The sequence below is a fragment of the Citrobacter sp. JUb117 genome (assembly GCF_024809055.1).
In the GTDB taxonomy this organism is placed as follows: Bacteria; Pseudomonadota; Gammaproteobacteria; order Enterobacterales; family Enterobacteriaceae; genus Citrobacter; species Citrobacter gillenii.
This window is the reverse complement of the sequence record NZ_JANUFB010000001.1, coordinates 171981-186222: the sequence shown is the minus strand read 5'-3', so window position 1 is coordinate 186222 and position 14242 is coordinate 171981. Positions and strand designations below refer to the sequence as shown.

General features: G+C 54.1%; 16 protein-coding genes. 3 read left to right on the top strand and 13 right to left on the bottom strand.

Annotated features, from left to right (window positions below):
* Positions 1 to 7: 7 nt before the first annotated feature.
* From M2374_RS00900 to ybgI, 9 genes are all read right to left on the bottom strand, one after another.
* Positions 8 to 424: a hypothetical protein gene (locus M2374_RS00900; protein ID WP_181688357.1), complete on the bottom strand. Its 417-nt coding sequence runs from the start codon at positions 422 to 424 to the stop codon at positions 8 to 10.
* Between the two features lie 86 nt (positions 425 to 510).
* A complete protein-coding gene (nei, locus tag M2374_RS00895; protein WP_181688358.1) occupies positions 511 to 1302 on the bottom strand; it encodes an endonuclease VIII in 792 nt (263 codons plus the stop codon).
* A 14-nt stretch (positions 1303 to 1316) separates the two neighbouring features.
* Positions 1317 to 1961, bottom strand: a complete 645-nt coding sequence (gene pcp / locus M2374_RS00890; protein WP_181688359.1) for a pyroglutamyl-peptidase I — start codon at positions 1959 to 1961, stop codon at positions 1317 to 1319.
* 9 nt (positions 1962 to 1970) lie between these two features.
* Positions 1971 to 2966 (bottom strand): DUF979 domain-containing protein, encoded by a 996-nt coding sequence (locus tag M2374_RS00885; protein ID WP_096757849.1) that lies wholly within the window; start codon positions 2964 to 2966, stop codon positions 1971 to 1973.
* Positions 2963 to 3685: a DUF969 domain-containing protein gene (locus M2374_RS00880; protein WP_096757850.1), complete on the bottom strand. Its 723-nt coding sequence runs from the start codon at positions 3683 to 3685 to the stop codon at positions 2963 to 2965. The genes M2374_RS00885 and M2374_RS00880 overlap by 4 nt, the downstream gene beginning before the upstream one ends.
* Before the next feature lie 180 nt (positions 3686 to 3865).
* A complete protein-coding gene (gene pxpA, locus M2374_RS00875; protein ID WP_181219203.1) occupies positions 3866 to 4600 on the bottom strand; it encodes a 5-oxoprolinase subunit PxpA in 735 nt (244 codons plus the stop codon).
* Entirely contained in the window at positions 4590 to 5522 is a 933-nt protein-coding gene (pxpC, locus tag M2374_RS00870; RefSeq protein WP_115259062.1) for a 5-oxoprolinase subunit PxpC, read from the bottom strand. Before pxpC ends, pxpA begins: the two co-directional genes overlap by 11 nt.
* Positions 5516 to 6172 (bottom strand): 5-oxoprolinase subunit PxpB, encoded by a 657-nt coding sequence (gene pxpB / locus M2374_RS00865; RefSeq protein WP_181688360.1) that lies wholly within the window; start codon positions 6170 to 6172, stop codon positions 5516 to 5518. Before pxpB ends, pxpC begins: the two co-directional genes overlap by 7 nt.
* A gap of 29 nt (positions 6173 to 6201) precedes the next feature.
* Entirely contained in the window at positions 6202 to 6945 is a 744-nt protein-coding gene (gene ybgI / locus M2374_RS00860; protein WP_096759449.1) for a radiation resistance protein YbgI, read from the bottom strand.
* A gap of 288 nt (positions 6946 to 7233) precedes the next feature.
* Here ybgI and dtpD point away from each other — a divergent pair, with 288 nt between their 5' ends.
* On the top strand, positions 7234 to 8715 hold the full coding sequence (dtpD, locus tag M2374_RS00855; protein ID WP_181539910.1) for a dipeptide permease DtpD: 1482 nt from the start codon (positions 7234 to 7236) through the stop codon (positions 8713 to 8715).
* 52 nt (positions 8716 to 8767) lie between these two features.
* Here the strand turns inward: dtpD and M2374_RS00850 are convergent, their stop codons facing one another.
* The 4 genes from M2374_RS00850 to M2374_RS00835 form a co-directional block, all read right to left on the bottom strand.
* Entirely contained in the window at positions 8768 to 9694 is a 927-nt protein-coding gene (locus tag M2374_RS00850; RefSeq protein WP_115259064.1) for an Rpn family recombination-promoting nuclease/putative transposase, read from the bottom strand.
* 161 nt (positions 9695 to 9855) lie between these two features.
* Positions 9856 to 11274 carry a deoxyribodipyrimidine photo-lyase gene (phrB, locus tag M2374_RS00845; RefSeq protein ID WP_137400300.1) on the bottom strand — a complete coding sequence of 473 codons (1419 nt, stop codon included), beginning with the start codon at positions 11272 to 11274 and terminating at the stop codon, positions 9856 to 9858.
* A gap of 18 nt (positions 11275 to 11292) precedes the next feature.
* Positions 11293 to 11862, bottom strand: a complete 570-nt coding sequence (locus M2374_RS00840) for a DUF1722 domain-containing protein (RefSeq protein ID WP_137400299.1) — start codon at positions 11860 to 11862, stop codon at positions 11293 to 11295.
* Positions 11863 to 11958: 96 nt separating this feature from the next.
* The gene (locus M2374_RS00835; protein WP_096757857.1) at positions 11959 to 12165 is read right to left on the bottom strand and encodes a YbfA family protein; all 207 of its coding nucleotides are present in this window, start codon (positions 12163 to 12165) and stop codon (positions 11959 to 11961) included.
* A gap of 307 nt (positions 12166 to 12472) precedes the next feature.
* On the opposite strand from M2374_RS00835, the gene kdpF reads away from it, so the two are divergent.
* Both kdpF and kdpA read left to right on the top strand, forming a co-directional pair.
* A complete protein-coding gene (gene kdpF / locus M2374_RS00830; protein ID WP_008456132.1) occupies positions 12473 to 12562 on the top strand; it encodes a K(+)-transporting ATPase subunit F in 90 nt (29 codons plus the stop codon).
* Positions 12562 to 14241, top strand: a complete 1680-nt coding sequence (gene kdpA, locus M2374_RS00825; protein WP_181688361.1) for a potassium-transporting ATPase subunit KdpA — start codon at positions 12562 to 12564, stop codon at positions 14239 to 14241. The genes kdpF and kdpA overlap by 1 nt, the downstream gene beginning before the upstream one ends.
* Position 14242: the final 1 nt, after the last annotated feature.

The window sequence follows — 14242 nt, the reverse complement described above, 5'->3', positions numbered from 1 at the left end:
CGGGGCGTTAATCCGGGTGCCCAATCTCCGTCACGGTCGTTCCGGATTTATCCACGGTAAACATAAACTCGGTCATACCACCCGGAAAACTCTGCGTAATATGCAGATTGTTTTTGCCTTTCCAGACATATTCCACGAGATCCGTATCCCCAAGATTTTCTATTTTACGATCCTTACCTGGGGTCAACGTGGGTGTCAGGTTTTGACGGTCCGACCGTGCTTTTCTCAGTGCCTGATACGTTTCTTCCAGCGTCATGGCAGGATAAAAACAACGAGTCTGGGCTCCGTGTTCATAAATATATTCCATATCCCGCGGTCCGGACTCACATTGAGGGGCTACCGATTCAGCAGCACTGGCCGACGCGGCAAAGAAACCGGCTGTTGCGATAAGTAAGGCGGTACAAAAATAACGATTAACATCCATATTCCACTCCTGCTCATCACCTTGAGAGATTCAGGTGACCTTATTCGACATATCCCTCTGCATCACCGGGACCGCGTCATGTTATGTTATTTCTGACAACCCGGACACCAGTAAAATGGTCTTGACGACAGCATCGTTTTTTCAATAATCCCGCCGCATCGCTCGCAGGCTTCACCGTCGCGGTGAAAGACTTTAAAGCGAAACAGCGCCCCGTGATGCTTATTCTCATCAGCCAGTCCACGAGTGTTATAGGATAAACGCGGAATATCGAGCAGCGCCTGCGCCAGCGCGTCCAACTGTTGTTCGCTCAGCTGCGACGCTTTATGTTGCCCCGTCAGCCCAACCTGCCAGAGGATCTCTACCCGCAGGTAGTTACCCAATCCCGCGAGAAACGCCTGATCCAGCAGCAGGCCGGAAAACTGCCGATTGCGAAAACGCGGTGACAGCAGACGCGTTTTGACTTCAGCGGATGTTAAGTGCAGATCCAGCACGTCCGGCCCTACCCGCTGCAGGAAAGGGTGGGTAGTGAGCTGTTCTGGCGTCAGTATTTCGATATCCGACGCGCTATAGAGCAGGATAGTTTTATCGGCGGTTTGCAACCTAACGCGCAACACGCGGGTAGTCTCCGGGATATTCCCCGTGCCCACTACCCGCCAGACGCCGTACAGTTGATTATGGCTATATAACGTCAGACCATTGGAAAAATGGGTGAGTAAGGCTTTACCCCGCGTTTCGAGCTGGGTAATACGCTGCCCAATCAGTTGAGATTGATACGGTTTTAACTGCTCAAAGGCAAACCAGACATCCGTCAACGGTTTGCCTTTGACTGCCGCCTCCAGGGTATCCGCCGCGCGGCGGATCTCCGGGCCTTCAGGCATAATACTGTCCTTTGTTAATGTGTTGCACCGCCCGTCACGGCGATATCGCGCTCCACCTGTAACGCCGTGACGATGGCGATTTCCAGCGCACGACGCACCGTATCACTCGCCATACTTGGCGCACCGGGATGGACTGCGGCCTGCTGTGGAAGATAAGGGATATGAATGAATCCCCCCTTCACCGTCGGCGTATCTCGCAGTTTGTGCAGCAGCCCATACATCACGTGGTTACAGACGAAGGTACCTGCGGTTTGCGAAACCGATGCCGGAATACCAGCGCTGCGCATGGCCACCACCATGGCTTTGATCGGCAGTGTGCTGAACCACGCCGCCGGGCCATCGGCCACAATCGGTTCATCTACCGGTTGCTGGCCACGGTTATCCGCAATACGCGCATCGTCCACGTTGATAGCAACGCGTTCAACGGTGATGTCTGTACGACCTCCGGCCTGACCGACCGCCAGCACCAGCGACGGTGACAGCGTATCAATCGCACTATTGAGCACTGCCAGAGATTCACCAAATACGCACGGCAGTTGGCGCGCCACGACGCGGCATCCAGCGATGATAGCATTGTCGAGCCCCGAGACCACTTCCCAGGAAGGGTTAACTGACTCGCCGCCAAAGGGTTCAAATCCGGTGATTAATACCGTTTTCATCCTTCCTCCTTACAGGAACATCAGGAAATACATCAGGAACACATTCACCAGCAACAGCAGGATGCCGGTCGGCACCTGCGCTTTAATCACCGCGTTTTTATCCGGCAGCTCCAGCAGCGCCGCTGGCACGATGTTAAAGTTTGCCGCCATCGGCGTCATCAGCGTTCCGCAATACCCGGAGAACATACCAATTGCCGCCATCACCGCCGGATTGCCGCCGTGCTGCAAGACGAGAATTGGAATCCCAATCCCGGCGGTAACAATCGGGAAGGCGGCAAAGGCGTTACCCATAATCATGGTCAGCAACGCCATACCGATGGTATACACCGCCACCGCAATAAAGCGGCTGTCCACCGCCAGATATTCCTGCGTCAGATACGAAATGCCGCTGCCGACGCCCGCCGCCGTAAACAGCAGTCCGAGCGTGGCAAGAATTTGCGGCAGAATGAACGCCCAGCCGATGGAGTCCAGCAGACGACGCGCTTCCTGAATCGGCTGATGTGCCCGCTCATGGGTCATTTTAACCGCCATTGCCAGACCAATCAGCGAACCGGCGGTCATTGAAAACAGCGTCACCAGCGTGGCGTGATTCCCCGGCCCAAACAGCGCATTCTGTAAACCCGGAATATGATTGAACATCAGCACGCCGACAACAGTGACCACCGGGATCGCCAGCGCCGGGAAAAACAGCCGGTTGCCCAGTCGACTGGCGCTTTCTTCACGCTGTTGTTGCGTACGTTGATGGTAGCTGCCGAGCTTCACGCCGCCAAAACCGGCGATCAGCGCCAGTACGACCACCGCGATACCCACCGCGATATGCACCGTACGTTTATCGCCAAACAGTGAATAGGTCCAGTCACCCAGCAAAAACAGTAGACCATACACGCCCCAGAACAGACCGGTGGTTAAACGCCGGGGGTTCGCTTTGTCCTGCCAGGACATCACGGCCACAATCAACAAGACCGCACCCGCCAACCAGTAGAGATAGCTTTGCTGAAAATTCATTTCGCTTCTCCTTTCGCTGCGGCATTCGCTTTCGCGACTTCTCGTTGCAGATAGCTATCCAGCCGCCACAAGCGCGCACCGTGGATCAGGAAGGCACAAATCGCCGTTGGGATCCCCCACAGGGCAATGTGCAACGGCTCGGTCTGGATCCCGCCGGACTCCAGCATAAAGTTGTGCATGAAGATGATTGCCCCAAAGGCAACAAAGATATCTTCGCCGAAAAACAGCCCAACGTTATCGGTCGCCGCTGACATCGCACGCAGGCGATAGCGTACAGAGCCTGGCAGTTCACCGTGATTTTTCTCAGCGGCCCCTTCTGCCATCGGCGCCAGCAGCGGACGCACCATTTGCGGATGCCCCCCCAGACTGGTTAGTCCCAGCGCGGCGGTCGCTTCACGAATAAACAGATAGACAATCAGCAAACGGCCGCTGGTGGCGCTACGGATTTTCGCGATCCACGCCTGGGCGCGTTCTTTCAGGCCATGGCGCTCCAGCAGGCCGATGACCGCCAGTGGAATCAATAAGATAAACGGCAGGTTGCGGGTGTTGAGAAAACCTTCACCCAGTTTTTCGAGGATAGTGGCGATCGGCATATGCGCCGCCAACCCGGTGACGATCCCGGCAATGATAACCACCAATACCGGGTTAAAACGTAAAAGAAATCCGACCACGATGACGGCGATCCCCGTCAATGGCCAAAGAGAAATTACCTCTTCCATAATTCATTCCTGTTAAAACTCGTCATACTTCAAGCTGCAGGTGCGTTGACTGCCTTCGTTCACCCCAGTCACTTACTTCTGTAAGCGCCTGGTAACTCACTCACTGGTCATCTTCCTGCAACTCGAATTATTTAGAGCTTATGTTGTTGTGTAATATGTTATTGTTTTGTATGGTAAATCTTATGCGCTAATTTCAATATTGCATGCATTAAACGCGCTGCGCAAACGGCGGGCAAAAGCGAGTGCGTGCTCACCATCACCATGAATACAGACCGTCTGTGCCGTGACGTTGGCCCATTCTCCGGTTTGGCTTTTTACTCTCCCGGACTGCACCATTTGTAAGGTTTGCGCCAACGCCTGCTCTTCGTCTTCAATCAGCGCCCCCGGCTGACTACGCGGAACCAGACTGCCATCCGCCTGATAGCCGCGATCGGCAAACACCTCCTGACGCGTCTGCAGACCATAATGCTCGCCGGCCCGAATCAGTTCGCTACCCGCCAGCCCCACCAGCACCAGCGACGGATCGCAGGCATGCACCGCCCTGGCGATGGCATCGGCTAACTGTGGATCCCTGGCGGCCTGGTTGTACAACATGCCGTGCGGTTTGACGTGGCGCATCACGCCACCTTCCGCCCGGGTTATCGCCGCCAGCGCACCGATTTGATACAGCGTCTGGGCGTAAACCGTATCGACGGGCAGGGTCATGGCGCTACGGCCGAAGTTTTCCCGATCCGGAAAACTGGGATGCGCCCCCACTGCTACGTCATTTTTTAACGCTTCACGCACGCTTGCCAGCATGGTTTGCGCATCGCCGGCGTGAAATCCGCAGGCAATGTTGGCAGAAGACACCAGTTGCAGCAGCGCGGCATCATTTGCGCAGCCTTCACCGAGGTCTGCATTCAGATCAATTTTCATCGTTAAGTCGCCATGTTAATTGTTCCAGATAACGCTGCTGGTCGTGACGCGCCTTTAGCGCTTCCTCCAGCGAGCACTGAACAAAATGAATTGGCTGGCCGAGGGGAATTTGTGCCAGATGGTACATATCCGCCTCAATGATACAGGCGATGCGTGGATAGCCCCCCGTGGTCTGGGCGTCGTTCATCAGCACAATAGGCTGGCCGTTATGCGGCACCTGCACCACGCCGGGAAGCAGACCGTGCGACAACAGTTCTCGATCGGTAGTGCGCGTTAGCGGTTGTCCCTGCAGGCGATACCCCATGCGGTTACTCTGCGGGCTGAGTTGCCATGGCGAACGCCAGAATGACGCCTGCGAAGCTTCATCAAACTCATGATACTCAGGTCCGGGTAACGCACGAATGCGGTTCCCCCACATGAGCTGTTTTACCCCCTGCGGTCCGCTGAACCGTCGCGTGGAAACGCCCACCGCCAGCCTGTCGCCATCGCGTAACAGACGCCCTTCCAGACCACCGATGCCGACTTTCAGGTCGGTGCTGCACGAACCCATGACCTCGGGAACATCAATGCCACCCGCTATTGCCAAATAACTGCGCATGCCATGTTGCGGACGTTTTAGCGTCAGGCGTTGTCCAGCCTTCACCGGCAGTCGCCATCCGCTCCACACCGGGTTACCGTCTAAATGTGCATCACACCCCGCGCCGGTCAAGGCAAACCAGCTATCTGCGTCAAACTCCACAACCAACTGGCCGAGCGTTATCTCCAGCGCAGCGGCATTTGCATCGTTGCCCACCAGCAGGTTGGCAACGTTCAATGCGGGCTTATCCAGCGCCCCACAGTGGCTGATTCCTGACTGGCGAAAACCGTGACGACCGCCGTCCTGGACGGAGGTGTACATACCGGCACGAATGATAGTTAACATACTCCCTCCTTCTGCGGTACAAAGCGCACGGTATCTCCTGGTCGTAACAGGATGGGTTCATCCCGGCGGGGATCAAACAACTTAATGGCGGTATGCCCTATCAGCTGCCATCCCCCCGGTGTGGCGAGCGGATAGATACCGGTTTGTGAGCCGCCGATACCGACCGAACCTGCTGGAACAATCAGACGCGGTTCCGCACGTCGTGGAGTATGCAGTTGTTCCGGTAAGCTCCCGAGATAGGGGAACCCTGGCTGAAAGCCTAAAAACCAGACCACATAGTCAACAGAAGCATGCAATTCAACGACCTGCTTTTCGCTTAATCCACTGTTTTGTGCGACATCGGCCAGATCCGGTCCCTGCTTTCCGCCGTAGGTCACCGGAATTTCAATAAAACGCGACTCCGGCTCCAGTGCTTCACTCTCCTCCCACCAGCGTTGCAGACGTTCAATGGCATCCAGCGCCAGGGTTTGCGGATTACGCAGCGTCACCGTGATATTGTTCATACCCGGGATCACTTCAAGCACATTCGGGGCATCAACCAGGCGCTGAGCCAAACCCCAAATGCGTTTCTGGGTCGCCAGCGTAATGGGGGGTTCCAGTTCCAGAACCACCGCAGTTTCACCTAACAGATAACAACGCGCTCGCTGCACTTTCGTCCCTCTTTTTACAACCTGATTCATTAGGCGGGGTTAGGAATATCGATAAACGATACATCCAGCTCGGTATTTTCATTCAGCCATTCACTTAACGCCCGGATACCGCCGCGTTCGGTGGCATGGTGTCCGGCGGCATAGAAATGCAGCCCCTGCTCACGGGCTGAGTGAATAGTTTGCTCTGAGACTTCGCCGGTAATAAATGCATCAACACCAAAACGGGCCGCGCTATCAATGAAGCTCTGCCCTCCCCCGGTGCACCAGGCAACGCGCTGAATTTTTTCCGGCCCGCTATCGCCACACCACAATGGTTTACGCCCTAAACGCGCCTCAATCCACGAGGCAAATTCCAGCCCCGGCACCGGCATGGCAAGTTCACCCCACGGTACCAACGGCTCGATTTCACCCATCACGGTAATGCCCAACAGCGCCGCCAGCTGTGCGTTGTTACCCAGCTCGGGGTGAGCATCCAACGGCAAATGCCAGCCATACAGGTTGATGTCATTTTCCAGCAGCGTTTTCAGACGATGGCGCTTCATGCCACGAATTACCGGAGATTCGCCTTTCCAGAAGTAACCGTGATGAACGATGACCGCATCAGCGCCCAGGCGCACAGCCTCATCCAGCAATGCCTGGCTTGCGGTCACGCCGGTCACGATTTTATGCACCGTCTCTTTGCCCTCAACCTGCAAACCATTCGGCGCATAGTCGCTAATCGCGGCACTGTTCAGTTTGTCGTTGATCAGTTGTTCCAGCTCGGTGTTTTTCATCATCGCCCTCGTTGTCATAATTTCTGCCTGTCCAATCAGCAATACTGCTTATGTAAAATAGCGTCCCCGCCTCCATTCGTCGATAACCATTTCACTGACACATCAAGAAACACTCACTCGCCGTTTGAACGTAAATTGCTTACCACTACGTGATTTTATTCATGTATATTTATGCAATCAGACAGCATATTGCAAAAATAATCAGATCTGTATCAAAGTTATAACTTCAAGGAAACACGCTCACGCAGTACGTTCATCCTGGCGTGAGGCATTTACTTCGAGAATAGAATGAATAAACACGCATCTCAGCCACGCGCAATTTATTACGTCGTCGCACTGCAAATTTGGGAATACTTCAGTTTTTACGGCATGCGCGCCCTGCTGATCCTGTATCTCACCAACCAACTCAAGTACAACGATACTCATGCGTATGCGTTGTTCAGCGCTTACTGTTCGCTGGTGTATGTCACGCCTATTCTTGGCGGATACCTGGCGGATAAGGTCCTTGGTAACCGTATGGCGGTGATGATTGGCGCATTGTTAATGGCGGTTGGACATCTGGTACTGGGTGCCAGTGAAATGGCGCCAGCGTTCCTATATTTATCTTTGGCGATCATTGTCTGCGGCTACGGTCTGTTTAAATCCAACATTAGCTGCCTGCTGGGTGAACTGTATCACACCGACGATCCGCGCCGCGACGGCGGGTTCTCACTGCTCTACGCCGCCGGAAATATCGGTTCGATTATCGCCCCCATTGCCTGTGGCTATGTGCAGGAAGAATACAGCTGGGCGATGGGCTTCGCGCTGGCCGCAATTGGTATGCTGGCAGGACTGGTGATTTTCTTGTGCGGCAACCGGCATTTCGCCCATACAACCGGCGTCAACAAAACGGTCCTGTGTGCCAGAACGTTTGTTCTGCCAAACTGGGCCTGGCTGTTAGTGCTGCTGGTCGCCGCACCGCTGCTAATTACCGTTCTGTTCTGGAAAGAGTGGTCCGTATATGCGCTAATCGTCGCCACCGTCATTGGTCTGGCCGTTCTGGCTAAAATTTACCGTCAGGCACAAACGCAAAAGCAGCGCAAAGAACTGGGGCTTATCGTCACGCTAACGTTCTTCAGTCTGTTATTCTGGGCCTTTGCACAGCAAGGCGGCAGCTCCATCAGCCTGTATATCGACCGCTTTGTGAATCGCGATATTCTGGGATATTCCATTCCTACCGCCATGTTCCAGTCGGTTAACGCCTTTGCCGTGATGCTGTGCGGCATCGTGCTGGCCTGGGTAGTCAAAGAAAGCGTCAGTGGTAATCGTACCGTGCGCATCTGGGGAAAATTTGCCCTCGGCCTAGGGTTGATGAGCGCCGGATTCTGTATTCTGACCTTAAGCGCCCGCTGGTCCGCCGCTTACGGCCACTCCTCGATGCCGCTGATGGTGTTGGGGCTGGCGGTAATGGGATTTGCCGAACTGTTTATCGACCCGGTCGCCATGTCGCAGATTACGCGCATTGAGATCCCTGGCGTCACCGGCGTGTTAACCGGAATCTATATGCTGCTGTCCGGCGCTATTGCCAACTATCTGGCGGGGGTGATTGCCGACCAGACGTCACAAGGCGCGTTTGATGCCTCCGGGGCCATCAACTATTCCATCAACGCGTATATTGACGTCTTTAGCGAAATTACCTGGGGTGCGTTGGCCTGCGTGGCGCTGGTGCTGCTGATTTGGCTGTACCAGTCACTTAAATTTAAAAAACGCGCGCTGGCGCTAGAGTCCTGAGTTAACAGGCCCGATGATGTCATATGAGTCGGGCCTGTTTTTTATCAGACGGTTACGCATTATTCGCTGCCAAATCCTCTTCAGCCAAACCGGTAATCAGTAATACCATTTCGCGATCTATTCCTTGTGCCAGCATGGTTAGCGCAATACGCAACGCGGCTTCTTGCTTACCTTGCTGTAGTCCTTGTTGCAGCCCTTGTTGCAGTCCTTCCTGTACTCCATCTAACCGTAACCGCTCCGCAATAGTCATCAGCCTCTCCTTGTGTTGGGGGATCCGTTGCGTCATCTCTTGCATAAATTCAGTGAAACGAGATTCATCGCCGGATTGCAGAATGTAATTAAACATCGCCTGTAGCTGCGTGTCATTAGTGCAACCTGTTAGTAGCAGTGTGCTCAGTTGCTCTACCAGCCCCATCAAATCCCGCTGACGGATATGCTTTTGCATCAGTTCCAGCAACGCCATTCGCCTGTGAGCCATGATGTCGTCATCTGGCACAACCGTTATATCCACCAGCGGAAATGCGCTGGCATAAAGTTGCTTTGCCGCCACGGGATCGGCGAACGCATCCAACCAGCACAGTGAATACGGGTACGGGCTTCGACAGCCATGATAAAACAGCATCGGAATAACCAGCGGTAATTCCTTGTGCCCGGCGTCCAGATGGCGCTGCATAGCTGCCATCGCATAACGCAGCAGACGAAAGGCCATATGCGGATCGGCTGAACTCTGATGCTCTATAACAACATAAACATAACCATCGCCTTCGCGTGTGTGTAAAGACCAGAGCACATCGGAGTAGCGGGAACGTAAATCAGCGTCGATAAAGCTCTCTGACTCCAGTTTCAGCGTGGATAAATCGCAAAGCGTCCGCAGAGAAGCCGGAAGGTGAATGTCGAGGAAATCGCGCGCTGTTTCGGGATGGCGTAAAAATGTTTTGAATACCGCATCATGCGGTGTGGACGTCGCTGGCGTTGTCATCGTGTTCCGTCACCTGAAAGAAGATGACGGGACTTTACTGCCCGAGCGTGACGCGTGCATCCAGGCATTCACAGCCTTGCGTACACGCTCCAATTCTAAATGTGCCCGGCAGCAACGCATTCATGCTACCGGATGGTAGTACGCAGAAATCGACCGCACGCTCACCCCTTGCGTGCCGCCTCGTAGGCCGCCAGCGTCGCTAGCCTGGCCTGTTTATGATCTACAATCGGACGGGGATAATCGAGGGTAACCTGCGCTTTTTCTGCCCACGTCCACGGGTCGTGGATTGCTTTACCAGGTACCTCGTGCAACTCGGGAACCCACCGGCGGATAAACTCACCGTCGCGGTCGAATTTCTCCCCCTGAGTTGTAGGGTTAAAAATGCGGAAATACGGTGCAGCATCGGTTCCGGTAGATGCAGCCCACTGCCAGCCACCGTTATTGGCCGCCAGGTCGCCGTCGATCAGTTGCGACATGAAGTACTGCTCCCCTTTACGCCAGTCAATCAGCAGATCTTTTACCAGGAAGCTGGCGGTGATCATGCGTAAACGGTTATGCATCCAGCCGGTAGCGTTAAGCTGGCGCATCGCGGCATCAACAATGGGGTATCCCGTATTTCCCGTCTGCCACGCCTGAAGATGCGCCGCGTTGTTCTGCCATTGCACGCGGTCAGTCCAGCGAATAAACGGTTGATACCGACACAGCGCCGGATACCAGGTCATTAAATGTCGGTAAAATTCACGCCAGATAAGTTCATTTAGCCATACGCTCCCGGCACCGCCCTCTAGCGCCTTCGGCTGTTCGGCTAACAGACGGTTCAGGCATTGACGCGGCGACAACCCGCCCGTGGCCAGACTCGCAGACAAGCGACTGGTGCCTTCAATGGCCGGGTAATCACGCTGTTGTTCATAGTCACTCGCGGCCTGCTGACAAAACTGGCGTAACTGCGCGATAGCCCGTTTTTCTTGCGCCGGGAAAAGTGCTGCATCAAAATCCTGCTGCGGATAATTCAGCGTGAGTGGCGTTAACGGCGCGGTGAGCGCCCCACTATCCCGCACCATTGGCGCGCTAACACATTCCGGAATGCCGTCTTTAATTCGCTTCAGCCAGGCATTTTTAAACGGCGTAAAGACTTTATACATTTCATGATTGCCGGTCATAACCGCGCCCGGGGGTAAGATCACACTGTCGTCAAAGCCTTCGCACACGACGTCAGGCAACTGCTTCTCGACCCTTGCATCACGCTGCCGTTCATTGATTTCATACTGATAGTTATAAAACAGTCGGCTGACGTCATGCTGCGCGCAAACACGTTTTACTGTCTCCACGCTGGCAGCAAAATCGGCAACTTCATGAAACAGCAGCGGGATCCCTTTTTCTGCCAACGCCGCATGTAGCGCATTCAACTGCACGCTGATAAACGCCGCCTGACGCGCAGACATATCATGCGCCGCCCATTGTTCTGGGGTGGCGATATATAGCGCCAGCACCCGGGCTGAACGATCCCGACACGCCGCCGCAAGAGCAAGATTGTCATGCAGGCGCAAATCACGCCGAAACCAGACCAGATGCGTGGTCATAAAACTCCCGCAGATAAATTAATTTTTGCCGCGCAAATCCAGAATTGCCGGCCAGAGTTCAAAATAACGTTGCCCGGACAGCCAGGTGTTCGGATGCTCGGCCATATAGTGTTTGATGAGCATTAACGGTGCAAGCAGTGGCTGCGCTTCACGTCGATAGCTATCGATTATCGAGGTCAGTTCCTGACGTTGATGCAGATCGAGTTGATTGCGGAAATAACCCTGAACGTGCATCAGGACATTGGTGTGATTACGTCGGGTTGCATTATTGAACAGCAAATGCGTCAGTCGTAAGCGGTACTCATTAAAAAACGCCTCAAGACTTTGCCATTCGTGGATGGCCGCAACGAAGGGGCCAAGTTCACGATACTCTGGCTGGGAATGCGCCAGCAGGATCAGTTTGTAGCGGGTGTGATAGTCAATCAACGCTCCGCGCGTTAGCCCCCGCTGGTGAAGCTTATACAGTTCATGCAATGCATAAATACGCACCAGGGTACTGTCGTCAAACGGGCAGGCTTCTCTGGCAGAACAACCAACCGCAGGTGCCGTAACACAGGTGTGGATACCCACAGGAATTCTCTTGCTCATCACGACTCCTTATCCGTTATTCGGGTAAGTGTAGACGTCCGTGCATAAAAAAACCGCCACATTGCTGTTGGCGGTTTTTTTAGCAATTACGATGACTTAATAGAAATCGCAGGTCGCTTTTTCAGCCTGATCCATCCACACCGGTTTATCACTGGTTTTCGACCAGACGCGGTGCAGGTAGCTGTAAAAACGGGCACGGTCTTTCCAGAACAGCATGACCGGCAGCGCCAGCACGCCCGCCACGACGGCGAAAGTACGGCGTAATAAGACAATGTGCGCTGGATATTCTTTATACAAGTCCATAATCCTCTCCCCTATATCTGTTCGGTGAATAGCACCGGAAAATAAATTTGGTTAACTGATGAAAATAATACCGCCTTGTGTGTAATTTTGCTACTCATCCGACCACTTATTTTTATCTATTGATGCTCCGTTTAGCCTGAAACTGTAATTAGGTTACATAAAAGTTAAATTAATACTAATCATTAGTTAAATAACGGTCTTTGCCATTTTTATACTTTTTTTACACCCCACCCGCCAATTTTTGCGAAATCTTTGCAACCAAAAACCTACGCTCTGGTTATCACATTGATGTCACAGGAGGTGCACCGTGAGTGCAGGCGTGATAACTGGCATTGTGCTGGTTTTTTTATTACTCGGTTATTTGGTGTATGCCCTGATTAAGGCGGAGGCGTTCTGATGGCGGCACAAGGATTTTTACTCATCGCCAGTTTCTTACTGGTGTTATTTGTCATCGCCAGACCGCTGGGTGCCGTGCTGGCACGACTCATCACCAACATCCCCCTTCCGGGCGTAACCGGTGTTGAGCGTATTCTCTGGCGCGGGTTAGGCGTTTCACAACATGAGATGAACTGGAAACAGTACCTGCTGGCGATCCTGATGCTCAACATCCTGGGTCTGCTGGTGCTGTTTTCCCTGCTGATGGCGCAAAACTTGTTACCACTGAATCCTCAGCAGCTACCGGGGCTGTCATGGCATCTTGCGCTGAATACCGCCGTGAGCTTTGTCACCAATACCAACTGGCAGTCTTACAGTGGCGAAACCACCTTAAGCTACTTTAGTCAGATGGCTGGCTTAACCGTGCAGAACTTCCTGTCTGCGGCGACCGGTATTGCGGTGATTTTTGCCCTAATCCGCGCCTTTACGCGCCAGAGTATGAATACCCTGGGCAATGCGTGGGTGGATCTGGTGCGCATTACGCTGTGGATCCTGCTCCCTCTTTCTCTGCTTATCGCCCTGTTCTTTATTCAGCAAGGCGCGCTGCAAAACCTGCTGCCCTATCAGTCACTTACTACCCTTGAAGGCGTAAAACAGCTGTTACCAATGGGACCGGTTGCCTCACAAGAGGCCATTAAAATGCTCGGTACCAACGGCGGCGGCTTCTTTAATGCTAACTCATCGCATCCGTTTGAAAACCCAACCGCCTTGACCAATATGGTGCAGATGTTGGCTGTCTTTTGCATTCCTGCCGCCCTGTGCTTTGCCTTTGGCGATGTCGTGGGCGATCGCCGTCAGGGACGCACCTTACTGTGGGCCATGTCGCTGATTTTTGTCATCTGCGTGGCGATTGTGATGTGGGCGGAAGTTCAAGGGAACTCGCATCTGCTGGCATTTGGCGCAGACAGCAGTCTCAATATGGAAGGGAAAGAGAGCCGCTTTGGCGTACTGGTCAGCAGTCTGTTCGCGGTCGTCACAACGGCGGCCTCCTGTGGGGCGGTCATCGCGATGCACGACTCCTTCACCGCACTGGGCGGGATGGTACCGATGTGGTTGATGCAGATTGGCGAAGTGGTGTTCGGCGGCGTGGGCTCCGGTTTGTACGGCATGCTGCTGTTCGTCCTGCTGGCGGTGTTTATCGCCGGACTGATGATCGGGCGCACGCCGGAATATCTGGGTAAGAAAATCGACGTGCGGGAAATGAAAATGACCGCGCTGGCGATTCTGGTGACGCCTGCGCTGGTGCTGCTCGGTACAGCGATAGCCATGATGAGCGACGCCGGACGCAGCGCCATGCTCAACCCCGGCCCGCATGGTTTCAGCGAAGTACTGTACGCCGTGTCATCTGCCGCCAACAACAACGGCAGCGCCTTTGCCGGGTTAAGCGCTAACAGCCCCTTCTGGAACTGCCTGCTGGCGTTGTGCATGTTCTTCGGCCGCTTCGGGGTCATTATTCCGGTGATGGCCATTGCCGGTTCGCTGGTGGCTAAAAAGAGCCAACCGGCAAGCCAGGGGACGCTCCCCACTCACGGCCCACTGTTTGTCGGGTTGTTGATCGGTACGGTGTTACTGGTTGGCGCCCTCACCTTTATTCCTGCACTGGCGCTTGGCCCGGTCGCAGAATACCTCTCTTTACGTTGAG

Bases quoted from the DNA above. Each gene is read 5' to 3' on its own strand.
- pcp (WP_181688359.1), bottom strand. From the start codon at position 1,961: ATGAAAACGGTATTAATCACCGGATTTGAACCCTTTGGCGGCGAGTCA.
- pxpC (WP_115259062.1), bottom strand. From the start codon at position 5,522: ATGTTAACTATCATTCGTGCCGGTATGTACACCTCCGTCCAGGACGGC.
- M2374_RS00850 (WP_115259064.1), bottom strand. From the start codon at position 9,694: ATGACAACGCCAGCGACGTCCACACCGCATGATGCGGTATTCAAAACA.
- M2374_RS00880 (WP_096757850.1), bottom strand. From the start codon at position 3,685: ATGGAAGAGGTAATTTCTCTTTGGCCATTGACGGGGATCGCCGTCATC.
- M2374_RS00900 (WP_181688357.1), bottom strand. From the start codon at position 424: ATGGATGTTAATCGTTATTTTTGTACCGCCTTACTTATCGCAACAGCC.
- phrB (WP_137400300.1), bottom strand. From the start codon at position 11,274: ATGACCACGCATCTGGTCTGGTTTCGGCGTGATTTGCGCCTGCATGAC.
- pxpA (WP_181219203.1), bottom strand. From the start codon at position 4,600: ATGAAAATTGATCTGAATGCAGACCTCGGTGAAGGCTGCGCAAATGAT.
- dtpD (WP_181539910.1), top strand. From the start codon at position 7,234: ATGAATAAACACGCATCTCAGCCACGCGCAATTTATTACGTCGTCGCA.
- ybgI (WP_096759449.1), bottom strand. From the start codon at position 6,945: ATGAAAAACACCGAGCTGGAACAACTGATCAACGACAAACTGAACAGT.
- M2374_RS00840 (WP_137400299.1), bottom strand. From the start codon at position 11,862: ATGAGCAAGAGAATTCCTGTGGGTATCCACACCTGTGTTACGGCACCT.
- M2374_RS00835 (WP_096757857.1), bottom strand. From the start codon at position 12,165: ATGGACTTGTATAAAGAATATCCAGCGCACATTGTCTTATTACGCCGT.
- M2374_RS00885 (WP_096757849.1), bottom strand. From the start codon at position 2,966: ATGAATTTTCAGCAAAGCTATCTCTACTGGTTGGCGGGTGCGGTCTTG.
- kdpA (WP_181688361.1), top strand. From the start codon at position 12,562: ATGGCGGCACAAGGATTTTTACTCATCGCCAGTTTCTTACTGGTGTTA.
- nei (WP_181688358.1), bottom strand. From the start codon at position 1,302: ATGCCTGAAGGCCCGGAGATCCGCCGCGCGGCGGATACCCTGGAGGCG.